The sequence below is a fragment of the Halobiforma lacisalsi AJ5 genome (assembly GCF_000226975.2).
Classification (GTDB): domain Archaea; phylum Halobacteriota; class Halobacteria; order Halobacteriales; family Natrialbaceae; genus Natronobacterium; species Natronobacterium lacisalsi.
The window spans coordinates 1,448,458-1,467,892 of the sequence record NZ_CP019285.1; the positions used below are offsets into that span (position 1 = coordinate 1,448,458).

The following is a 19,435-nucleotide window of genomic DNA, read 5'->3' on the forward strand; positions in this document are numbered from 1 at the left end:
TCTGAGTCAATGATAGGTCGGATGTTTGGTAGCAGGACAAAATATATCTCTCACGATGGGAAGATTACAATATGACTGTAGGCCCAGCACTGGACGAGCTCCACTTCGCGGACGCACCGTCGGTCGACGACGTCCCGGGTCCGAACTCGGAGCGCCTCCTCGAGAGGCAACGCGAGATCGACAGTAGCGCGGTCGCGTACCCCAGACGGATCCCGATCGCGCTCGAGGAGGCCCGCGGCGCGACCGTCCGCGACGCCGACGGGAACACGTTCCTCGACTTCTTCGCCGGGATCGGCGTACTCAACGTCGGCCACTCCAACCCGTACGTCCTCGAGGCGGTCCAGGACCAACTCGAGTCCGTTACCCACACGGTCGACTTCCCGACGGAACCGCGGCTGGAACTCATCGAGCGGCTGCGCGAAATCGCGCCCGGCGACCTCCAGGGGGCGAGCAACGTCGTCTTCGGCGGGCCAAGCGGTAGCGACGCGATCGAGGGCTCGATCAAACTCGCGAAACACAACACCGGCCGTCACGGGCTGCTCGCGTTCGAGGGGGCCTACCACGGGACGACTGCCGGCGCGCTCAGCCTCACCGCCGGCAAGAAATACAAGGAGGGGTACGGGCCCCTTCTCCCCGACGCGATCCACGCGCCCTATCCCTCCGCGAGCGGCGACGAGATCTCGGTGTCGACGGCGCTCGAGGCGGTCAAACGGAAGTTCGAGGACCCCTACGGCGGCCACGAGACGCCGGCGGGGATCTGGGTCGAACCGATCCAGGGCGAGGGCGGCGTCGTCGTCCCGCCCGCGGAGTTCCTCGGGGGCCTTCGCGACATCGCCGACGACAACGACGCCCTCCTGATCGTCGACGAGATCCAGACGGGGCTGGGGCGGACGGGCGAGTGGTTCGCGACCGACCACTTCGACGTGACCCCCGACGCGATCACGATGGCCAAGGCGCTGGGCGGGACCGGCCTCCCGATCGGTGCGATGCTCTATCACGAGGACCACGACACCTGGGGGCCCGGCGGACACGTCGGCACGTTCCGCGGGAACGTCCCCGCGTTCGTCGGCGGAATCCGGGCCATCGAGTACATCGAATCGCACGACCTGCTCGCACACGCGACCGAAGTGGGAAGCTACCTGCGGGACCGGTTCCGCGAGGTCGCTGCCGAGACGCCCGCACTGACGGACGTCCGCGGCAAGGGGCTGTTCGTCGGCCTCGAGTTCGTCACGGACGGCGAACCTGACGAGGAACTTGTGAAAGAAATCCAGCGTCACTGTTACGAGAACGGCGTACTCGTCTGGAGCGCCGGCAGACACGGCAACGTCCTGCGGCTGATCCCGCCGCTCGTTCTGACCGAAGCACAGGCCCGGATCGGCGCGGACGTGATCTGTGACGCGATCGAGACGGCAGCCGGCGACCGGTAACGGAGCCCGGCAGACGCCGCGAGCGATTAGTCCGACCCTTCCGCCTCGTCGCCGCGAATCCCCTGCCTGGCCAGCAGCACCTCCGGATCGTAGTCCTGGAGCATGCTGATCCCGACGTCTTCCTTGATCGTCGAGATGGCGAACTTCGAACTCGTGCGCCTGATCTCGTCGATCGACTCGTACTCCTCGACGAGTTTCTCGACCATGTCACGCGAGGTGAGCCGAGCGATGACGATGAAGTCCGTATCGCCCATCGTGAAGTACACCTGGTTGACTCCCTCGATGTCACCGAGTTTTCGGCCGACAGCCTCGTGGTATCCTTCGTCGTATTCGGCCCACACCTCCGAGATGACGGTGATCTCGAGGCCGAACTTCTCGCGGTCGATGTCGAACAGGTCGTTGGTGATGACGCCGGCTTCCTTCAGGTTCTGGATGCGGTAGTGGACGGTCGATTTCGGGATTCCGGTCACCTCGTGGATGGTCTCGGTGTTGAACGACTCTTCTTCGGCGATGGCGAACATGATCCGAACGTCGCGCTCGTCGAGTGACTCGCCCATTGGGGTTTCATTGGGCCGAGGGACACTTGATTGTACCTGGCGGGGAGACGTAACCGAGAGTCGAACCGTTCGATCGACCCGAACGCAGGGTCGAAAGATTTAGTTCCGGTGGAGCGTAGGAACGCGTATGGACAGAGGACAGAACACCGGCGGACTGATGTCCAGTGCCGGGCTCATCCGGTACTTCGACTCGGAGGACTCGAACGCGATTCTCATTAATCCGAAGACGGTCATCGCAACCGGCGTCATGCTGGGCGTCGTCGTCCAGTTGCTGACGTTCGTTTCATAACTCGAGGACCGGCTGCCGGTTTCTCCCTTCGACCTTCGACCTTCGACTCCCTCGAGCGGTCGGGCCGTCGTTTGCTCCGTGCGTTTTCCCGTCGAAGGCCCTCTCGAACCCCTCGAGATAGTCCGTCGTGTCACCGACGAATTCTGGAGGCAGGTGTTCGAGTCGGACACCGCGAACGCGATCGCCCCCGGCCGCCGACAGTCCGCCGGTCGCATGCGCGCCATTTTTGAACGCACTCTCCCTACCGGCCCGCATGACACTCGAGGCAGGCGTCGTCGCCGTCCAGGGCGACGTCGAGGAGCACGCCGCCGCCATCGAACGCGCTGCGCGGTCCCGGGGCCGGGAGGTGACCGTCCACGAGATCCGCGAATCCGGTATCGTCCCCGACTGTGACTTGCTGGCCATGCCGGGCGGCGAGTCGACGACCATCTCGCGGCTGCTCCGCGAGGAGGGGATCGCCTCCGAAATCCGGGACCACGTCGAGGCGGGCAAACCCGTGCTCGCGACCTGTGCGGGGCTGATCGTCGCCTCGAGCGATGCCCGCGACGACCGGGTCGACGAACTCGGCCTGCTCGACGTCAGCGTCGAACGCAACGCCTTCGGACGACAGAAGGACAGCTTCGAGGCACCGCTCGAGGTGACGGGTCTCGAGGGCGGAGACGGAGATGGAGACGGAGACGGAGACGGGAACGGGAACGGGGACGAGCGGCCGTTCCCGGCGGTGTTCATCCGTGCGCCGGCGATCGACGACGTCACCGGCGACGTGACGGTGCTCGCGACCTGGGAGGACCGCCCAGTCGCGGTCAAACAGGGTCCGGTCGTCGGCACGGCGTTCCACCCGGAACTGACTCCCGACAGTCGAATCCACGGGCTCGCGTTCTTCGAGAACGAGGCGGCGACGGTTCCGGAGGAGGGCGCGCTCGAGGCCGAGACCGGGGCGGACGTTCGGTAGGTTGCGGTCCGTTCGCACGGGACCGCGCCGGCTGCCAGTCCCAGTTTCTCGGTTCTCCGTTCGGCCTCCGGCCGTCGCCCTCGTGCATGCATTCGCGACCGAACACGTTTTTCTCCCTTGCACCCGTCGGTAGCGATATGCAGGCAACCATCGACGCGGTCCGCGTCGCGGGGACACCGCAGGGTCCGGTTCCGGTGGTGGTTCTCGCTGTCGACGGCGAAGAGGACGTCGTTCCCATTTTCATCGGGTTCGAGGAGGCGACCAGCATCGCTCGCGGCCTCGAGGCCGACGACATCGGTCGCCCGCTGACCCACGACCTGTTGCTCGACGTGATGGAGGAACTCGGGAGCCGGATCGACCGCGTCGTCGTCAGCGAGATCCAGGAACGCGACGACGGGCAGGGCGGCACCTACATCGCCGACCTCCACCTCGAGACGCCCCGCGGGGAGACGGTGGTCGACGCCCGACCGAGCGATTCGCTGGCGCTTGCCGCCCGGACGAACGCCGACATCGAGGTGACCGGGGAGGTCTTCGAGAACGGTCGAGACGACAGGAGCAAGTTCGAGGAACTCCAAGACATCCGCGACGTCTCCGGTGAGATGTAGATGGAGGACACGCTCGAAGACCTGTTTGCCGTGATCGAGAATCGCAAGGAAACGCTGCCCGAGGACTCCTACACCGCCTCGCTTTTCACCCACGAGAAAGGCGAGAACGCGGTCCTGGAGAAACTCGGCGAGGAGTCGACCGAACTCGTCCTCGCGGCCAAGGACGACGACCACGAGGAGATCGCCTCCGAGGCCGCCGACATCGTCTACCACCTGCTCGTCCTGCTCTCGATGAAGGACATGGACCTCGAGGACCTCGAGGCGGAACTCGAGGCACGCCGGTAGTCGGTGTTCGCGGGCCGTCTCGAGTCCGGCGGTGGTTTCGCCGCGCCGGTCGGGACGGCCCGCGATCGAACAGCGATTCCGGGACCCTACTTGCAACCGCCCGTCACGGATTCATTGTCCTGAACGACGTCGTTCGTGTCGATGGCGCTCCAAGAACTCGAACACGCGGACGACCAGATGCAGGAGTGTATCGACAACTGTCTCGAGGCCGCGCAAGTCTGTGAGTGGTGTGCCGACGCCTGTGCCGACGAGGGCGAAGGGATGGCCCGCTGTATCCGGCTCTGCCGGGACGTGGCCGACATCGCTTCGCTGCACGCGCGGTTCATGGCCCGCAACTCGGGCTATCACGGACAACTGGGCGAACTCTGTGCTGACCTCTGTGAGGAGTGTGCCGAGGAGTGCGAACGGCACGACCACGATCACTGTCAGGCCTGTGCCGAAATCCTGCCGACGTGTGCCGAGAGCTGTCGGGAGATGGCGTCGGCCTGATCGCGCGACGGGTCGCGCCGCTCGAACGGCGACGAGCGAATTCGCTGCCCTGATACACACCCTCGGCTCCGGTTCGGATCAGGCCGACGCTCCGCCGGGCCGGAGATCGAACCCCCGCACCAGCACCGCGTCCCACTCGTCCTCGGTAACGGACCGCTCGCGCTGTTCGCCGCCGACGGTCTCGAGGAGGGTGTCGCCTGTCAGTTTCAGGTGGCCGTCGGCGGTGGCGATCGAGACGACGGGATCGCCCGTGAACGGCGATTCCGGCGCCTGCTGGAGGTAGTCGTTGGTCGCCGCGAAGTAGTCCAGTTCCCGCGGTTCGTCGCTGAAGACGTACCGGGTGGCCCACTCGTCCGCGCCCGGCGGGCGGTACTCCGTCCGGTAGGGTTCGCCCGGCCGGTGGCAGTCGACGACACGCCACGCGACGCCGGCCTCGTCGGTCCGGGCGGTACCGTCGAAGGCGGTCGGGCGGCGCATCGCCGGCGTCCCCATCCCCACGTCGACGACGTAGCGACGGTCCGGGTCCAGATGGACCACGTTCGCGTGGTGGTTCGCGGGCGGCGAGGGCTCGCCGTCGGTGACGACCCGTCCGGCGACGCGGTCGACCTCGAATCCCACTTCCGAGAGCAGCCAGTGAAACAGTCCGTTGAGCTCGAAACAGTAGCCGCCGCGGTTCGACGCGACGATCTTCTCGTAGAGGGCCGGGACCGAGAGGTCGATCGGCCGTTCGGGCCACCGACCGCGCGGATCCCCGACGATGTCCAGGTTCTCGAAGGGGACCGACCGCACGTGGGCACGCTGGAGTCGTTCGAGCGACTCGAGGTCCGGCCTCGAGACCGCGTCCGGTTCGAGCCCGATGCGGTCGAGATACGCCTCGACGGCGGGCCGAGGGTCACCCTCCCCAGGGGGATCGCTTCCGACTCGAGTCCGCGGTGGCAGATCCGGCGACATTCCGTGCTAGTCGAGAACGGCCGGGATAGTCACTTTTTCCGGGAACCAATTTTTGTATCCTGCGTCACAGGACTGCTCGCGACTACCGGTACGGTTCCCGTCCGCGACCGGTCCGGTCCGGACCGGGACGCGGGTTGAGCACGCCGCCGAGCGCGCCGGCGACGGCGCTCTCGAGGGCCATCACGAACGCGAGCAGGACTGCTGCGGCGAAAATGCCCAGTCCGGCGATGCCGGTGACCATGCCGCCGACGGGGCCGGCGGCCCAGCCGGCGACGGCGACGAACAGCGCGATCAGCAATCCGCCGACAATGCCGCCGAGCGCCCCCGCAAGCAATCCGTGCCAGAGGCCACGCAGGAAGCCGCCGCCGGCGATGTAGCCGGCGACGAAGCCGCCGACCAGACCGGCGACCAGTTGGCCGATCCCGGGAAGCGTGAGTCCGACGAGTCCGAGCACGGCCCCGACGAGGAAGCCGATGAGTACCGCTCGCCAGTTAGTCATGCCGGACGGTACGTGCGCCGCGCTGATAAGGGCTCGGCGGATAACGAACGACCTTTTAAGACCGCACGTTCTAGTTCACGCTATGATTTTCGAAGACCTTCCGACGACGCCCACGTCGGAAGAGTTGATCGACAAGGCGTTTTCGCGGGCGGCGCGGGCCGGCAAGGCCAAAGGCGGCCTCGAGGCCCAGCAGTCGATGCTCCAGACCGCGGCGAACATCATCTCGGACAACCTCGAGAACGTCGTCACGGCGTGGCCGGACTTCGAGTACGACGCCCACCCGTTCTACTACGAACTCGCGGACGCGATCTTAGACGTCTCCGAGCCACGCTCGGAGGGTACGGCAGACGCGCAAGCGTCTGGCGGAGTCGACGAACTTCGCCAGAGCCTCTCGGAGGTGATGTGGGCGAGTCGAAAGGCCCGCGAGATCCACGAGGAGTACCAGCCCCGCCTGCGGAAGACGGACGTCGACACCGCCCGGAAACACCGCAAGCAGGCTTTCGCCCGTCTCGCGGACATCGTCGAGCAGGTCGACGACGACCTCCTGCGGATCAACGAGGCGCGCAACGACCTCCGGGATCTGCCCGATATCGATCCCGAGGAGCCGACGATCGTCGTCGCGGGCTACCCCAACGTCGGGAAGTCGTCGTTCGTCAACGACGTTACGAGCGCCCGCGGGGAGACCGCTTCCTACCCCTTCACGACGAAGGGGATCGGCGTCGGCCACGTCGAGCAGGACCACATCCGCTATCAGCTCGTCGACACGCCCGGACTGCTCGACCGCCCGCCGGAGGACCGCAACGAGATCGAATCCCAGGCCGTCAGCGCGATCGAGCACCTCGCGGACTGTATGCTCGTGATGCTCGACCCCAGCGGCGAGTGTGGCTACCCCGTCGAGTCCCAGCTCGAGCTGCGGGACTCGATCGCCGCCCAGTTCGAGTCGGTGCCGGTGCTGACGGTCGCGAACAAGAGCGACCGCGAGGAGGTCTGGAACGCTGACCTCGAGGAGATGGACGCCGACCACACGATGAGCATCGAAACCGGTGAGAACGTCGAGGGCGTCCTCGAGGCGGCCATCGAAGCCGTCGACTACGAGCCGGAACTACCCTTCGAAGAGTGAGTCCGAGCGTCGTCAACGAATGAAAGGACCCGGAATCCTCTGGATGCTCCAGACCGCGGCCGGCCTCTCGATGGCCGGGCCGATGTTCGTCATCGGGCTCTCGCACCTGTATTCGGGCCAGTACCTTTCTGGAACGGGATTTCTCCTCCTGGGAGCTATCGCACTGTATCTCCCGACGTACTTCGTCAACAGGATCGGCGGGCCGCGGACGTGGATTCGCCGCCGGATCGGACGGAACTCGGGGGACGAAAACGGAACCGGGACCGGGACCGGGACCGGGACCGGGACCGGGAACGCCGACGGCCACGGTCAGGGTGACAGGCACGAACCCGAGCACAACCCCGACGAAGCCGCCCCTTCCGTCGAGGGCACCGCCGACGGCATCGAACGCGATTCCGAAACGGGAGCGGCGACCGCCGACGGGCCGAGCCTGCTCGAGCGCGTTCGGCGTCGACGGTGACCGAGCGGCTCCTAGCCCTCGATCACGTTCACGTACCTGACTTCCACGTCGACCGGTTCGTCGGTGTGGCGGTCGATCCGGTCGCGCAACGTCTCCGCCAGCGCTGGCGGCGACTCCGATGGCGGCCCGCCGATCGTGACGACCACGCGGTCCGGGCTGCGGAACGGATAGTCGTCGTCCATCAGGACCTCGAACTCGAGGACCTGGTACTGTTCGAACTCCTCCTCCGAGAGGACGAGTTCGACCTCCTCGCGGGCGTTCTCCTCGAACGTCGTGCTGACGTAGGAGGCGTAGGTGATCGCACCGAGAAAGAGCGCGAACACGAACACGATCGCCGCGAGTCCGACGACCCGGCGGCGGACCCGCTGTTCGGTCTCGCCGAGGGAAAAGAGGTCCTCGGGTCGATAGCCGACGTACCACAGCGTCACGAGGCCGGCGAGGTTCACAGACAGGACGTTGACCGAGACGAGCACCGTCGAGCCGATCGCTGCGGAGGGCTGGCCCCACGCGATGGCGATCCCGGCGGCAGCGGCGGGCGGGATCAACGCGGCGGCGATCATGACCCCGACCAGGGCGACGGAGGTCCCGGTCGCGATGCTGATGATCCCCGCGATGCCGGCCCCGAGCGCGATGGCGAGCGAGAGGAGGTCCGGCGCCAGCCGCTCGGATATCTCGCCGACTTCGGTGATGTCGAGTCCCGGCGGAACGATGTTCGTCGTCTTGACCAGCCACGCGAACGCGGCCGCGGCCGCGATCGCGAGCGCCACGCCGGCGATCTGGTAGAGCACGCTCTCGGTGAACAGCTCCTCGTCGTCGATCACGGAGCCGACGCTCGCGCCGAGCGCGGGCCCGATCAGCGGCGCGATCACCATCGAGCCGACGACGACCGCCGGCGAGTCGAGCAGGAGACCGGCGGTCGCGACGACGGCACTGATGATCGTCATGATCGTGTAGACGCCGAACGTCGGCGTCAGCTCGTCGGCTTCGGCCTGTAGCTCCTGACGGGAGATGCGGTCCGACTCGACGTCGCCATCCTCGTACTCCTCGCGGAGCGCGCTGAATTGCCGGGAGACGACGGTCTCCGCGTCGACGACGACCGTGTACGCGTCCTCGTCGATCCCCACGCTTTCCAGTTCGTCGAGGACGGGTTCGACCGCGGCGGACGGCAACGGGAAGTAGACGACCGCCGTGTACTCCCGTTTGCTGTCCTCGTCGGTCACCACGTAGTCGATCCCGCGATCGTCGAGGGTCCCGAGGACCGTCTCCCGCTTCCCCGTCGGCACCGTCAACTGTACGAGACGCACGTCGATGGGTGAGACACTCGGGGATCATAATTCAGGGCGCTTGCGTCTCGGCATCGGCTCGAGGCAGCGTCGATCGCAAGCGGCGGGTGGGCCACAAGGGTTATCGGACCGTTGTTCGTGGCTCCGCTAGGATTTGTTCGGGTACGCTGGTACTGCGATCGTCCTCGGATCGTTCGCTGCCGGGATCGCCTCCGCGTCGTTAGTCGCGTATCTCGACCGCCACCGCGGCAGCGCCGGCGCTACCTGGTTCATGTACACGCTCGCGTTTCAGTCGCTGGCGTGTTTCGGGTACGGGATCGGTCTCCTCGTCTTCGATCCCGTCCCGCGGAGCTACGCCGAGGCCGTTGCCTGGCTCGGAATGACCTGGATGGGGCCGTTCTTTCTCGCCTTCGCCCTCGAGTACACCGGTCGAAGCGGCGTCCTCGACCGGCAGGGGTTTCGTCTGCTGTTCGTCTTCCCCGTCGGGACGACGGCCCTCGCGTTCACGCATCCGTACCACGACCTGCTGTGGCAGGGGTTCCGGATCGAACCGGTCTTCGGGCTCTCGACGGTGACCTACGGGATCCAGCCGTGGGGGTACGCGGCGATGTTCGTCAGTCTCGTCGCCGCGGGCGTCGGGGTCCTGCTGCTGGTCGAGACGATCCTGGCCTACGGTCCGCTCTACCGGCGGGAAGCGATCGCGGTCGCACTCAGCACCGTCCCGCCGTCGGTGACGTTGCTCGCCTGGCTGGGCGGCATCGGGTACTGGCCGGCGCTGAACCTCGCTCCGGCCTCGCTGTTGGTTCACGCGGCCCTCGACGGCTACGCGTTCGTCGGAACCGATATGTTCGAGTCGAACCCGACGACCCGGCGGGCCGCGGAGCGGGCCGCGATCGACGACCTGCCGAACCCCGTCCTGATCCTCGATCCCAACGACCGCCTGGTCGCGTTCAACGATGCGGCGGCGGAACTGATCGACGCCGCCGCCTCGAGCGTCGTCGGCACCGAACTGACGGATCACTTTGCCATCCCGCTCGACGACGCCCCGTCGGACCGGCAGGTCCGGACGGCACGAACGACAGGGGCCGATCGAACCCGCCGGTTTTCGATCTCGGTTTCGCCCCTTACGGATCCCGCGGGAACCGTCGTCGGTGAGACGATCGTCCTCCAGGATATCACCGAGCGACTGGAGCAGGAACAGCAACTGAGCGTGCTCAACCGGATCCTCCGGCACAACCTCCGAAACGAGATGACGGTCATCATGGGTGCTGCGGACGTCCTCGGGTCGTCGGTCGACGACCCGGAACTCGAGCGGTGGGTCGACGACGTCCGGAAAAGCGGCCAGGCGCTGGTCGACATCGGCGAGCGTGCCCGCGAGTTCGACGTCCTGCGCGACCGGGACCCGTCGTTCGAGTCGGTCGACGTCGCCCCCTTCCTCGAGTCGGTCGCGGACGCCGCACGGGAGGAGCAGCCGGGGGCGCGGATCGACCTCGAGGCGGCCGATGCGACCGTTTCGACCGATCCGGTGATCCTGCGGATCGTCCTCGTGAACCTCGTCGCCAACGCCGTCCAGCACACCGAGACGGAGCCGCCGACGGGACGGATCCGTGGTCGAGGGACGGGAATCGAGACCAAGACCGAGACCGATACTGAGACCGGGACCGAGACCGAGACAGGGACCGGGACAGCGGCCACGGACGGAGCACGGCCCGGCGAGGCCTACACGATCGAGATCGAAGACGACGGTCCCGGGATCCCGCCCGCGGAACTCGAGGCGATCGATCTGGACGGGGAGGACCCCCTCGAGCACGGGAGCGGGCTCGGCCTGTGGATCGTTACGTGGGGGGTCGATCGGATCGGCGGGACCATCGAGTTCGACTCCACCGACGAGGGGACGACGGTTTCGGTTCGCGTTCCGACCGACGGGGGGACGAGGGGAGTCGACTCGAGCCGTCTTCCAGCGCCGAACCGCTGACCGAGAGTATAAAGTCACGACCGCGCTACGGTGTCGTATGTTCGATACGCGCCCCGACCGCGAGGCCGAAGTCGCCCTCGTCGGTCGCTCGAACGTGGGCAAGTCCACGCTCATGCGCGAGTTGACCGGCCACGACTTCGACACCGGCGGCAACCCCGGGGTTACCCGCGAACCCAACCACTACGACTGGGCGCCGGAGGACTTCGTCATCACCGACCTCCCCGGCTTCGGCTTCATGAGCGGCGTCCACGAAGAGCGCCGCGAGCAGATCAAGACGAACATCGTCCACTATCTGGAGGAGTACGCCGAGAACATCCTCGTTGCGATCCTGGTCGTCGACGGCAAGAGCGTCATCGACATCATCGACCGCCACTCCGGCCCCGACGAGGTCCCCTACGACGTGGAGATGTTTCACTTCCTGCGGGATCTGGGCATCCCGACGGTCGTCGCGGTCAACAAGATGGACAAGGTCGACGACAAGGACGAGCGGCTGAACGAACTCTGCGATCGGCTCGGCCTCTACCCGCCGTGGAAGCAGTGGCAGGAGATCGTCGCGCCGATCACCGCGAAGAAGGGGCGGATCGAGCCGCTGAACGAGGCCGTCCGGGAACACCTCCACGAACAGCAGCGGGACGACCTGTTCAAGTTCTTCTAGAACCGAAAGTTTGCTCTGCGATCTATCACGCTCGCGCTTGCGGCGCGAGCGCGATGTCTCTCGGCAAAATCTGCAAAAGAGCGGGATCGAAAATCCCGCTCAGTTTCGATCAAAAGCCTCCTCACTCCGCTTCGGGTCGCAGCGCGACTCCACATCGGTCGTCGGCCCACGCTCCCCGACTCACGGCCTCCGGCCGTTCGTCGCTCCGCGGCGCTATGCGCCGCGTTCGGTCGCTCGCGGTCGCTGTGGTGTGATCGGTTCCTGCCTTCCCCTCCCCGACCGACGGCACTACTCGCCGTGCTCGAGCCGTTTCCGCATCCGCAGACACTCGAGGGGGACCCCCTGGTTCATCTCGAGGGAGACCGTCTCGACGCCCTCGTACCCCTGCCGTTCGTAGAACCCAATCGCGTTTCGCGACGCGGTGAGGACGAGCGCCTCGAGGCCGGCGTCCCGGGCCGTCCCCTCGAGCGCGTCCATTATCGCGCCGCCGACGCCCTCCCGGGCGTGGTCGGGGTGGACGTAGACGGCGCTGATCTCGCCGACGCCGTCGTCGCGGCCGTTCGGCGCGAGATCGAGGAGCCCGAACCCGACCACCTCGTCGCCGCGTTCGGCGACGACGACGCGGAACCCGGGATCGCCGATCGGGTACCGCTCGGGGTGGACGTTCGAGATCCACGCCTGCACCTGGCGCTCGTCGTAGGCGCTACCCCCGAGTTCGTGGGCCGCCGTGGCGTGGACGGCCGCGATGGCGGGCGCGTCGTCGTCGGTCGCGTCGCGGACGTCGAACGGGTCGGTCGCGGTCATTCGCCGTCTCTCATACGACGCGGTTGTGGAACGGATCGCCCTCGGCGAGCCGATCGACGTTTTCCCGGACGAGGTCGCCGACGTCCCGGAAGTAGTCCTCGGTGAACGCCGCGCAGTGTGGCGAAACGATCACCTCGTCTATCCCCCACAGCGGCGACTCCGCGGGCAACGGCTCGGTCTCGAACACGTCCAGGGCAGCGCCCGCGATGGCCCCCGACTCGAGGGCGTCGATCAGCGCCGCCTCGTCGACGACGGGGCCGCGGCCGACGTTGACGAAGTAGGCGTCTTCGTCCATCGTCTCGAAGACCTCGTGGTCGACGAGGTGCCGGGTCGCCTCGGTCAGCGGCAGCGTGACGATCACGAAGTCGGCATCCGCGACCGCCTCGAGCAGGTCGTCGTTCGCGTAGACCTCCTCGAAGCCGGAGACGGGGTCGGCCGACCGGCGGACGCCGACCGTGCGCACGCCGAGCGAGCCCAACACGTCGGCGACGCCCCGCCCGAGGGTTCCCGTGCCGAGCACGCAGGCGGTCGTTCCCGGAAGCGTGAACGCCTCGTTCCAGGCGGGCTGGTCCCACCGCCGCTCCCCCTGGTTCGCGACGTGGTCGTGGAGGCGACGCGAGAACGCGAGCAGGTAGCTCGCGACCGTCTCCCCGACCGTTCGGTCGTGGATCCCCGTGCTGTTGGTGAGAACGATCCCCGCGTCCTCGAGGGCGTCGAACGGGAACCGGTCGACGCCGGCCTGGATCGAGTGGATCCAGTCGACCTCGAGGAAGGCGTCGCGGTGCTCGAGGGTGACGACGGCGTCGCAGGCCTCGACGTCGGCGTCCCCGACGACCTCGACGGCGACGGGCAGATCGTCGAGGTAGTCGACCAGCTTTTCGGGTGGAAACACGTCGTCGACGGATTCGTGGACGCCGATTCGATCGCACTCGAGGTGCATGGCTCGGGATACGACCGACTCGGGGTTCAAACTTTGTCCGAACAGGAGTACGCCTCGTTCGCGACACAGTGCAAACGGCGGCTCGGGGAAAAACCCTCGTCACAAGGGGCTCGGAGGGGGTAACCTCTCGTCACGGCCGCCGCCGGTCACTACTCCGTGGAGGGGTTTCCGTCTGTCGTTTCCGCCCCCGTCGACTGTGCCTCGAGTTCGCGCAACTCCGCGGCCACGTCCGCGATCGCGTCGGGCTCGAGACCGCCGCGTTCGGTTGCCACCGCGTCGACGCAGTCGGCCGGCGTGACGTCGAACGTCGGGTTCAGCACGTCGATCGAGGCGTCGCCGTCGTACACGGCGTCCCGCGGCCCGGACTCGAGGTTGACTTCCTCGCGGGTCGAGACCTTGTCCGTCGCGGCGACGACGGTGACCGGGACCCCCTCGCGGGCCGCGGCGATGGCGACCGCTCGCGTGCCGGTCTTGTTCACGACCGCGCCGTCGGGGCGGACGGTATCGGCCCCGACGAGGACCCGATCCACGTCCTCACTCGCGAGGACGTGAGCCGCGGCCGCGTCCGTGTGGACTGCCACGGGACACTCGAGGGCGTCGTCGGCTGCCAGTTCCTCCGCGACGTCGATCCCCTCCCGCGCTGGTCGGGATTCGGCGACGAACACGCGGTCGGGAGCGGACCGGCGCAGCGCCTCGCGGACGGTGCCGGACCGCGAGAGCGTCAGGACGGTCCCCACGACGAGTTCGCTCGCGGTCGCCGCGGCCTCGTCGTCGGCCGCGAGCGCGCGGTCGATCCCCTCGAGTGCGGCCTCGAGGACGGCGGGCGCGCCAGCGTCGTCCGTCTCGACCTCGTCGCGTTCGCCGCTTGCCGCCGCGAGCGCGCGGTTCACCCGGTTCCGGAGGACCGCCATCGAGGGGCGAGCCTCGAGCAACCGGTCGGCGAGCCCCGCCAGTTCCTCGCGTTCACCCTCCGGGTCCGTACCGAACGCCTCGCGCTCGGCGACGAGCAGCCCCGCACGGTCCCGCAGCACCTCGAGCGCGCGGATCGAGAGCGCGGCCGCACCGTGCTCGTCGTCGGCCGCGACCGACCGCACCGTGGGGGCGACCCGCTCGTAGGCGGTCCATAGCTCCGGCACCGTCTCGAGGGCCTCGCCGACGCCCTCGAGGGCCGCAGTCGGTGGGTGCCAGGTGTACTCGTCGTGTTCCTCGCTGAGGTCGATCTCCGGGTCGTCGCTCCCGACGTCGAACAGGTACGGATGGACGACCCACTCGCGCTCGAGGTCCTCGTCGACGAACTCCACCGGTCGCCCGGAGCGGACGAACGAGACGTCGTCGTCCTCGAGGCCGGTCTCCTCGCGGATCTCGACTCGAACCTGTTCGTCGGGGTTGCCCTCCGCGAACCCGGAGACGCCGCCCCACGCGCCGGTGTAGGTGCCGACGGCGTCGCTGCGGCGCAACAGGAGGAGCCGTCCGCGGTGCCGGAGGAAGGCGGTGACGACGTGGGTCGCGGTTCCGGCGTCCGCTTTGTCCGCGTCCGCGTCCGCGTCCGTGTCCGCCTCTGTCCCCTCGCCCGACTCGCTCGTGTCAGTCATATCCGGGTGAACGACCCGGCGGAGGGAATCGCTTTCGGGACTGGCTCGCGTACCGCTGTCTATGCGACGCGTCGCCATCTGTAGCGACACGCACGTCCCGTCCCGCGCGAACGAAGTGCCCGACTGGGTCGCGGCGGAGCTTCGGCGGGCCGACCACGCGATTCACGCGGGCGATTTCGACTCGAGACGCGCCTACGACCGGATCGAGGAACTGGCCGACGGCGATCTGACCTGCGCCCGCGGGAACATGGATCCCGCGACGCTCGAGGCTCCGGCGGCCGCAACCCGGGTCGTCGAGGGCGTCACGTTCGTCGTCACCCACGGCACCGGTTCGCCGGACGGCTGGCGCGATCGCATCGTCGAAACGGCGCGCTCGAAGACGGATCCCGAGGTCGACCCGGTGGTCGTCGCGGGACACACTCACCGGGTCGTCGATACGACTGTCGACGGGATCCGGGTGCTCAACCCCGGGAGCGCGACGGGGGCCGCGCCGGCCGACCGCGAGACGATGTACGTCGCGACGGTCGAGGGCGGCGACCTCGAGGTGGAACTGCTGACCGGATAGTCCCTCGCCCGGGTCGTGAGCTATACGGGTCCCCCGCTCGTCCTCCGGCACATGACCCGACGCGTTGCGGTGTCGCTCGAGGATGACTCGGCGGTACCCTCCGGACGCTGTCCGTGGAGACGGGCGGGGGCCAAAGCGAGGTCGTCCAGTTCCGTTCCATCTTGACAGCCTTTTTCCCATCCGGCGCGTCGAATGCGTGTAAATGCGTACCGTACGACGACACTCGCCCGGACGCCGACCCGCGAACCCCGAACGCGGGCGCGTCCGCCCCGGAGGGACGATCCGATGACGGACTCGAGGAAGACGGACGACCGCACCCGTACCGACTCCGCGAGCGGCCCCCGCGTCGGCGTCGACGTCGGCGGTACCTTCACCGACGTCGCGCTCTCGGTGGACGGCCGACTGGCCACCGCGAAGGTGCCGACTACCGACGAGCAACACGTCGGCGTCCTCGAGGGGCTCCGCAAGGCCTGCGACCGTGCGGGGATCGAGCCCGGGGAGATCGAGGACTTCGCCCACGCGATGACCGTCTCGGTCAACGCGCTGCTCGAGCGCGGCGGCGCGCGGACCGCGCTCGTGACGACGGAGGGGTTCCGCGACGTCCTCGAGATCGGCCGACAGGACAGACCGGCGCTGTACGACCTCGAGGCCGAGAAACCGGAGCCGCTGGTCCCCCGCGAACTGCGCTTCGAGATCGACGAGCGGACGACCGTCGACGGGATCGAGCAGGGAGTCGACCTCGAGGCGGTCCGCGACCTCGCGGCGACGATCGAAGAGCGCGACGTCGAGGCGGTCGCCGTCTGTCTGTTGCACGCCTACGCCGACGCCGAGAACGAACGCCGGGTCGCGGAGACGCTGCGAGCGGAACTCGGGGACGACGTCCCGGTCTCGGCCTCTCACGAGGTGCTCGCGGAGTTTCGCGAGTTCGAGCGGACGTCGACGACGGCCGTCGACGCCTACGTGCGGCCGGCGATCGACCGCTACGTCGGCCGACTGGTCGATGAGGCCGAGGACGCCGGCATTCCGGCCCCGCGAATCATGCAGGCCAACGGCGGCATCGCCGACCCCGAGACCGTCCGCGAGCACGCCGTGACGACGGTGCTCTCCGGGCCGGCGGCGGGCGTGGTCGGCGCGGCCGCGACCGTCTCGGCCGACGACGTCTCGGGTCTCGTCACCTTCGATATGGGCGGCACCTCGAGCGACGTCAGCCTCGTCCGGGACGGTCGGGCCGAGCGGACGACGGACGCGGAGATCGCGGGGCTGCCGATCCGAACGCCGATGGTCGACGTCAACACCGTCGGCGCGGGCGGCGGCTCGATCGCCTGGGTCGATTCGGGTGGCGCGCTCCGGGTCGGCCCCCGGTCGGCGGGCGCAGCGCCCGGCCCCGCCTGTTACGGCAAGGGCGGGGCGGAGCCGACCGTCACCGACGCGAACGTCGTGCTGGGATACATCGGTCCGGAGACTGCGCTGGGCGGCGAGATGACCCTCGACGTCGACGCCGCCCGGGAGGCGCTCGCCAGGCTCGCCGACGAGGCCGACCTCGAGGGGCCGCTCGAGGCGGCACAGGGCGTCTTCCGGGTGGCGAACGCGACGATGACCCGGACGATCCGCTCGGTGACGGTCGAGCGGGGCCACGACCCCCGCGAGTTCGCGCTGGTTGCGTTCGGCGGCGCGGGGCCGATGCACGCCGCGGCGCTCGCCGACGCCCTCGAGGTCGACCGGGTCGTCGTCCCGCGGCCGTCGGGGGTGCTGTCGGCGTTCGGGCTGCTGGCGGCCGACGAGGGCTACGATGCGGTGCGAACGGTCGGCGTCGGTCTCGAGGAGGCCGAACCGGCAGCACTCGAGGACGTCTACGACGACCTCGTCGGCGACGTGCTCGGGGACGCGTCCGACCCGGACGCGGCGCAGGTCGAACGCGCCGCGGACTGTCGGTACGCGGGCCAGAGCTTCGAACTGACCGTTCCCGTCGACGACACCTTCGACGCCGACGCCGTCGCCGAACGCTTCCACTCGTCCCACGAGCGGGCCTACGGCTACGCGATGGACGAGGCGATCGAGGTCGTCAACCTGCGTGCGACGGCGACCGTCCCCGGGGCGGAGCCGACCGTCCGCCACGACGGTGAGGGCGACGCGCTCGTCGACACGCGTGAGGCGTACTTCCCCGGCACTGGGCCGCGGGAGACCACCGTCTACGACCGCGATCGGCTCGCGCCCGGCGTAACGATCTCCGGGCCGGCGATCCTCGAGCAGGCCGAGAGTACGACCGTCGTCCCGCCGGCGTGGGCGGGCGAGATCGAACACGACGGCACTCTCGTGATGACTCGAGAGGGGGAAGACCGATGACGGACACCACGATCGATCCGGTAACGCTAGAAGTGCTTCGCAACCAACTCGAGAGCGTCGCCGAGGAGATGGGCCAGACGCTGATCCGTGGGGCGTACTCGCCGAACATCAAGGAACGGCGGGACTGCTCGACGGCGCTGTTCGACGCCGACGGGCGGATGATCGCACAGGCCGAACACATCCCGGTCCACCTGGGGGCCATGCCGGCGGCCGTCGATGCCGTCCGCGACCTCGACCCCCAACCGGGCGACGTATTCGTGCTCAACGATCCCTTTACCGGCGGGACGCACCTGCCCGACGTGACGATGGTTTCGGCGCTGGCGCCGGCCGCCGTCGACGGGAGCGCGGCCGGCGACGAGAGCGCGAACGAGATCGTCGGCTACGCCGTCTCGCGGGCCCACCACGCCGACGTCGGCGGGATGACTCCCGGCAGCATGCCTGCCGGTGCACAGGAAATCTACCAGGAGGGGCTGCGGCTCCCGCCGACGCGACTCGTCGAGGGCGGCGACCTCCGCGAGGACGTCCACTCGCTCGTGCTCGCGAACGTCCGCAACCCCCGCGAACGACGCGCGGATCTGCGAGCACAGCTCGCGGCCAACGAACGCGCTGCGGACCGCCTCGAGTCGCTGTTCGCCGAACACGGCCGCGAAACGGTGCTCGAGGGGTTCGACGCCGTGATCGACTACTCCCGCGAGCGGATCGTCGACGAGATCGCCGCGCTGCCCGACGGCAGCTACGAGGCGATCGACGTCCTCGAGGGGGACGGCGTCACGGACGACGACGTCGAGATCGCCGCGACGGTGACGATCGACGGCGCGGAGATCGACGTCGATTTCTCGGGCACCGACGGCCAGCTCGCGGGCAACCTCAACGCCCCGCTCGCCGTCGCAAAGAGCGCGGTCTTCTTCGTCGTGCGCTGTGTGACCGATCCCGAGATCCCGCCGAACCACGGCTGCTACGAGCCCGTGACCGTCCGCGCGCCCGAGGGAACGCTGCTCAATCCCGACCCGCCCGCGGCGGTCGTCGGCGGCAACGTCGAGACCAGCCAGCGGGTGACCGACGTCGTCTTCGCGGCGCTGGCCCGTGCTGCACCCGATCGGGTCCCCGCACAGGGACAGGGAACGATGAACAACCTCACGATCGGCGCGCGGGACGGCTCGTTCACCTACTACGAGACGATCGGCGGCGGCTTCGGCGCTCGGCCGGATCGGGACGGCATGGACGGCGTCCAGGTCGGGATGACCAACACGCTGAACACGCCCGTCGAGTCCCTCGAGACCGAGTACCCGCTACGGGTCGAGCGCTACGCCCTGCGGCCCGACAGCGGCGGCGAAGGCCGATACCGCGGCGGGCTCGGACTCGAGCGCGTCGTCACCGTCGAGACGGACGCGACGGTCTCGCTGCTGACCGAACGGCGCCGCCACGCGCCGACGGGCGTCGCCGGCGGCGAGGACGGCGCGACCGGCGAGAATCTGCTCGACGGCGACCCTGTGTCGGCGAAAACGACCGTCGACGTCGAAGCGGGCACGACGGTCACCGTACGGACGCCCGGCGGCGGCGGCCACGGCGATCCCGGGGAGCGCGATCCGGACGCGCTCGAGGCCGACCGGCGCGCCGGGAAACGGACCGGCGGCGACTCGTAAC

At 68.4% G+C, this 19,435-nt stretch carries 20 protein-coding genes; 13 read left to right on the forward strand and 7 right to left on the reverse strand.

Translation table 11 applies throughout. The annotated features are described in order from the left end of the window. Window positions 1-71: 71 nt before the first annotated feature. Window positions 72-1,427 carry an aspartate aminotransferase family protein gene (locus CHINAEXTREME_RS06865; protein WP_007140287.1) on the forward strand — a complete coding sequence of 452 codons (1,356 nt, stop codon included), beginning with the start codon at window positions 72-74 and terminating at the stop codon, window positions 1,425-1,427. A 26-nt stretch (window positions 1,428-1,453) separates the two neighbouring features. On the opposite strand, the gene CHINAEXTREME_RS06870 is transcribed toward CHINAEXTREME_RS06865, so the two are convergent. Next, on the reverse strand, window positions 1,454-1,984 hold the full coding sequence (locus tag CHINAEXTREME_RS06870) for an Lrp/AsnC family transcriptional regulator (protein WP_007140286.1): 531 nt from the start codon (window positions 1,982-1,984) through the stop codon (window positions 1,454-1,456). A gap of 127 nt (window positions 1,985-2,111) precedes the next feature. Here CHINAEXTREME_RS06870 and CHINAEXTREME_RS06875 point away from each other — a divergent pair, with 127 nt between their 5' ends. From CHINAEXTREME_RS06875 to CHINAEXTREME_RS06900, 5 genes are all read left to right on the forward strand, one after another. Next, window positions 2,112-2,273: a preprotein translocase subunit Sec61beta gene (locus tag CHINAEXTREME_RS06875; protein WP_007140285.1), complete on the forward strand. Its 162-nt coding sequence runs from the start codon at window positions 2,112-2,114 to the stop codon at window positions 2,271-2,273. A gap of 253 nt (window positions 2,274-2,526) precedes the next feature. After that, window positions 2,527-3,225, forward strand: coding sequence for a pyridoxal 5'-phosphate synthase glutaminase subunit PdxT (pdxT, locus tag CHINAEXTREME_RS06885; protein WP_007140284.1), 699 nt, complete (start codon window positions 2,527-2,529; stop codon window positions 3,223-3,225). 137 nt (window positions 3,226-3,362) lie between these two features. Continuing rightward, the gene (locus CHINAEXTREME_RS06890) at window positions 3,363-3,830 is read left to right on the forward strand and encodes a bifunctional nuclease family protein (RefSeq protein ID WP_007140283.1); all 468 of its coding nucleotides are present in this window, start codon (window positions 3,363-3,365) and stop codon (window positions 3,828-3,830) included. After that, window positions 3,831-4,115 carry a phosphoribosyl-ATP diphosphatase gene (gene hisE, locus CHINAEXTREME_RS06895; RefSeq protein WP_007140282.1) on the forward strand — a complete coding sequence of 95 codons (285 nt, stop codon included), beginning with the start codon at window positions 3,831-3,833 and terminating at the stop codon, window positions 4,113-4,115. It abuts the gene before it with no gap. Between the two features lie 141 nt (window positions 4,116-4,256). Next, a complete protein-coding gene (locus tag CHINAEXTREME_RS06900; RefSeq protein WP_007140281.1) occupies window positions 4,257-4,604 on the forward strand; it encodes a four-helix bundle copper-binding protein in 348 nt (115 codons plus the stop codon). 78 nt (window positions 4,605-4,682) lie between these two features. Here the strand turns inward: CHINAEXTREME_RS06900 and CHINAEXTREME_RS06905 are convergent, their stop codons facing one another. Then, window positions 4,683-5,555: an arylamine N-acetyltransferase family protein gene (locus tag CHINAEXTREME_RS06905; RefSeq protein ID WP_007140280.1), complete on the reverse strand. Its 873-nt coding sequence runs from the start codon at window positions 5,553-5,555 to the stop codon at window positions 4,683-4,685. Window positions 5,556-5,637: 82 nt separating this feature from the next. Continuing rightward, complete coding sequence (locus CHINAEXTREME_RS06910) at window positions 5,638-6,054, reverse strand: DUF5518 domain-containing protein (protein WP_007140279.1); 417 nt, start codon at window positions 6,052-6,054, stop codon at window positions 5,638-5,640. Window positions 6,055-6,136: 82 nt separating this feature from the next. On the opposite strand from CHINAEXTREME_RS06910, the gene CHINAEXTREME_RS06915 reads away from it, so the two are divergent. Both CHINAEXTREME_RS06915 and CHINAEXTREME_RS06920 read left to right on the forward strand, forming a co-directional pair. Then, complete coding sequence (locus CHINAEXTREME_RS06915; RefSeq protein WP_007140278.1) at window positions 6,137-7,174, forward strand: NOG1 family protein; 1,038 nt, start codon at window positions 6,137-6,139, stop codon at window positions 7,172-7,174. Window positions 7,175-7,193: 19 nt separating this feature from the next. Next, a complete protein-coding gene (locus CHINAEXTREME_RS06920) occupies window positions 7,194-7,634 on the forward strand; it encodes a hypothetical protein (protein WP_007140277.1) in 441 nt (146 codons plus the stop codon). Window positions 7,635-7,645: 11 nt separating this feature from the next. Here CHINAEXTREME_RS06920 and CHINAEXTREME_RS06925 read toward each other — a convergent pair whose 3' ends face one another. Then, window positions 7,646-8,938 (reverse strand): TIGR00341 family protein, encoded by a 1,293-nt coding sequence (locus CHINAEXTREME_RS06925; RefSeq protein WP_049918393.1) that lies wholly within the window; start codon window positions 8,936-8,938, stop codon window positions 7,646-7,648. A gap of 133 nt (window positions 8,939-9,071) precedes the next feature. On the opposite strand from CHINAEXTREME_RS06925, the gene CHINAEXTREME_RS06930 reads away from it, so the two are divergent. Next, entirely contained in the window at window positions 9,072-10,892 is a 1,821-nt protein-coding gene (locus CHINAEXTREME_RS06930) for a sensor histidine kinase (protein WP_007140275.1), read from the forward strand. A gap of 37 nt (window positions 10,893-10,929) precedes the next feature. Further along, complete coding sequence (gene engB, locus CHINAEXTREME_RS06935; protein WP_007140274.1) at window positions 10,930-11,547, forward strand: GTP-binding protein EngB; 618 nt, start codon at window positions 10,930-10,932, stop codon at window positions 11,545-11,547. Window positions 11,548-11,835: 288 nt separating this feature from the next. Here engB and CHINAEXTREME_RS06940 read toward each other — a convergent pair whose 3' ends face one another. From CHINAEXTREME_RS06940 to CHINAEXTREME_RS06950, 3 genes are all read right to left on the reverse strand, one after another. Beyond that, window positions 11,836-12,351 carry a GNAT family N-acetyltransferase gene (locus CHINAEXTREME_RS06940; RefSeq protein ID WP_007140273.1) on the reverse strand — a complete coding sequence of 172 codons (516 nt, stop codon included), beginning with the start codon at window positions 12,349-12,351 and terminating at the stop codon, window positions 11,836-11,838. Window positions 12,352-12,361: 10 nt separating this feature from the next. After that, complete coding sequence (ddh, locus tag CHINAEXTREME_RS06945) at window positions 12,362-13,291, reverse strand: D-2-hydroxyacid dehydrogenase (RefSeq protein WP_007140272.1); 930 nt, start codon at window positions 13,289-13,291, stop codon at window positions 12,362-12,364. A gap of 149 nt (window positions 13,292-13,440) precedes the next feature. Beyond that, window positions 13,441-14,883, reverse strand: coding sequence for an NUDIX domain-containing protein (locus CHINAEXTREME_RS06950; protein ID WP_007140271.1), 1,443 nt, complete (start codon window positions 14,881-14,883; stop codon window positions 13,441-13,443). A gap of 61 nt (window positions 14,884-14,944) precedes the next feature. Between CHINAEXTREME_RS06950 and CHINAEXTREME_RS06955 the strand changes: the two genes are divergently transcribed. The 3 genes from CHINAEXTREME_RS06955 (at window position 14,945) to CHINAEXTREME_RS06965 (ending at window position 19,434) form a co-directional block, all read left to right on the forward strand. Then, window positions 14,945-15,448 carry a metallophosphoesterase family protein gene (locus CHINAEXTREME_RS06955; RefSeq protein ID WP_007140270.1) on the forward strand — a complete coding sequence of 168 codons (504 nt, stop codon included), beginning with the start codon at window positions 14,945-14,947 and terminating at the stop codon, window positions 15,446-15,448. Window positions 15,449-15,733: 285 nt separating this feature from the next. Next, window positions 15,734-17,791, forward strand: a complete 2,058-nt coding sequence (locus tag CHINAEXTREME_RS06960; RefSeq protein WP_007140269.1) for a hydantoinase/oxoprolinase family protein — start codon at window positions 15,734-15,736, stop codon at window positions 17,789-17,791. After that, the gene (locus CHINAEXTREME_RS06965; RefSeq protein WP_007140268.1) at window positions 17,788-19,434 is read left to right on the forward strand and encodes a hydantoinase B/oxoprolinase family protein; all 1,647 of its coding nucleotides are present in this window, start codon (window positions 17,788-17,790) and stop codon (window positions 19,432-19,434) included. Before CHINAEXTREME_RS06960 ends, CHINAEXTREME_RS06965 begins: the two co-directional genes overlap by 4 nt. The last annotated feature ends 1 nt before the right edge of the window (window position 19,435 follow it).

What these genes read in the sequence shown, in the direction of transcription:
- CHINAEXTREME_RS06865 (WP_007140287.1), top strand. Translation starts at nt 72, where the DNA reads ATGACTGTAGGCCCAGCACTGGACGAGCTCCACTTCGCGGACGCACCG.
- CHINAEXTREME_RS06870 (WP_007140286.1), bottom strand. Translation starts at nt 1,984, where the DNA reads ATGGGCGAGTCACTCGACGAGCGCGACGTTCGGATCATGTTCGCCATC.
- CHINAEXTREME_RS06875 (WP_007140285.1), top strand. Translation starts at nt 2,112, where the DNA reads ATGGACAGAGGACAGAACACCGGCGGACTGATGTCCAGTGCCGGGCTC.
- pdxT (WP_007140284.1), top strand. Translation starts at nt 2,527, where the DNA reads ATGACACTCGAGGCAGGCGTCGTCGCCGTCCAGGGCGACGTCGAGGAG.
- CHINAEXTREME_RS06890 (WP_007140283.1), top strand. Translation starts at nt 3,363, where the DNA reads ATGCAGGCAACCATCGACGCGGTCCGCGTCGCGGGGACACCGCAGGGT.
- hisE (WP_007140282.1), top strand. Translation starts at nt 3,831, where the DNA reads ATGGAGGACACGCTCGAAGACCTGTTTGCCGTGATCGAGAATCGCAAG.
- CHINAEXTREME_RS06900 (WP_007140281.1), top strand. Translation starts at nt 4,257, where the DNA reads ATGGCGCTCCAAGAACTCGAACACGCGGACGACCAGATGCAGGAGTGT.
- CHINAEXTREME_RS06905 (WP_007140280.1), bottom strand. Translation starts at nt 5,555, where the DNA reads ATGTCGCCGGATCTGCCACCGCGGACTCGAGTCGGAAGCGATCCCCCT.
- CHINAEXTREME_RS06910 (WP_007140279.1), bottom strand. Translation starts at nt 6,054, where the DNA reads ATGACTAACTGGCGAGCGGTACTCATCGGCTTCCTCGTCGGGGCCGTG.
- CHINAEXTREME_RS06915 (WP_007140278.1), top strand. Translation starts at nt 6,137, where the DNA reads ATGATTTTCGAAGACCTTCCGACGACGCCCACGTCGGAAGAGTTGATC.
- CHINAEXTREME_RS06920 (WP_007140277.1), top strand. Translation starts at nt 7,194, where the DNA reads ATGAAAGGACCCGGAATCCTCTGGATGCTCCAGACCGCGGCCGGCCTC.
- engB (WP_007140274.1), top strand. Translation starts at nt 10,930, where the DNA reads ATGTTCGATACGCGCCCCGACCGCGAGGCCGAAGTCGCCCTCGTCGGT.
- CHINAEXTREME_RS06940 (WP_007140273.1), bottom strand. Translation starts at nt 12,351, where the DNA reads ATGACCGCGACCGACCCGTTCGACGTCCGCGACGCGACCGACGACGAC.
- ddh (WP_007140272.1), bottom strand. Translation starts at nt 13,291, where the DNA reads ATGCACCTCGAGTGCGATCGAATCGGCGTCCACGAATCCGTCGACGAC.
- CHINAEXTREME_RS06950 (WP_007140271.1), bottom strand. Translation starts at nt 14,883, where the DNA reads ATGACTGACACGAGCGAGTCGGGCGAGGGGACAGAGGCGGACACGGAC.
- CHINAEXTREME_RS06955 (WP_007140270.1), top strand. Translation starts at nt 14,945, where the DNA reads ATGCGACGCGTCGCCATCTGTAGCGACACGCACGTCCCGTCCCGCGCG.
- CHINAEXTREME_RS06960 (WP_007140269.1), top strand. Translation starts at nt 15,734, where the DNA reads ATGACGGACTCGAGGAAGACGGACGACCGCACCCGTACCGACTCCGCG.
- CHINAEXTREME_RS06965 (WP_007140268.1), top strand. Translation starts at nt 17,788, where the DNA reads ATGACGGACACCACGATCGATCCGGTAACGCTAGAAGTGCTTCGCAAC.